1 protein-coding gene is annotated in these 616 nt (G+C 44.8%); it reads left to right on the forward strand.

Features of this window, described 5'->3' with window-relative positions; all coding sequences use genetic code 11:
* Nucleotides 1–61: 61 nt before the first annotated feature.
* Nucleotides 62–481, forward strand: a complete 420-nt coding sequence (locus tag CWM53_RS23390; RefSeq protein ID WP_100698767.1) for a hypothetical protein — start codon at nucleotides 62–64, stop codon at nucleotides 479–481.
* Nucleotides 482–616 lie beyond the last annotated feature (135 nt).

Raw genomic sequence — 616 nt, forward strand, 5'->3', positions numbered from 1 at the left:
CACCAACAATGGTACTTAACTGGACTACACACTCTCATAACGGAGCCTTTGGGTTAGGGATATGTTAAAAAAAACGCTAATAACGGGGATGAGTTTCATAATGGTTGGCTGTGCTGGCATGAAGATACCGAATTATGATGAGGTCAAAACAAGCCCGCACTACACTGAATGTCGTGAGTTCGCTGCCGATGTTTACAAGAATAATGGATACAGTAAAGAGGCCAACACGGTGATTTTGAACATGGACGACCGCAAGGCCCAAGCGATTGTTTCAGGATGCGTCGTGACAATGAGCAAGAACAGCATCGAAGAAGCAAAGGCAGACTTAAACAAAAAGGCTGCAGCTTATGGAATGATCAGCGGTGCTTGTTATAACACATCATGTCGAGTCGACACTGAACAGCAGTTAAAGGCTTATACCCTTGGGAGCTATTACGCTTCATCTAAGAAATTTCCTGAGCAGATGAAACCTGAATTTTGAGGAAAAATAATGCCCCGCACGATTAAAGGCATAGCCATCGTCGCTACCTCACTAATACTTTCCGGATGCGCCTTCCCAGACAAGGATGGCGACTTTGGTGCATATGTACACAGCTGTCAACAATACGCCTATGGT

Source organism: Klebsiella sp. A-Nf5, assembly GCF_002810545.1.
GTDB lineage: Bacteria > Pseudomonadota > Gammaproteobacteria > Enterobacterales > Enterobacteriaceae > Klebsiella > Klebsiella variicola.

What these genes read in the sequence shown, in the direction of transcription:
- CWM53_RS23390 (WP_100698767.1), top strand. Translation starts at nt 62, where the DNA reads ATGTTAAAAAAAACGCTAATAACGGGGATGAGTTTCATAATGGTTGGC.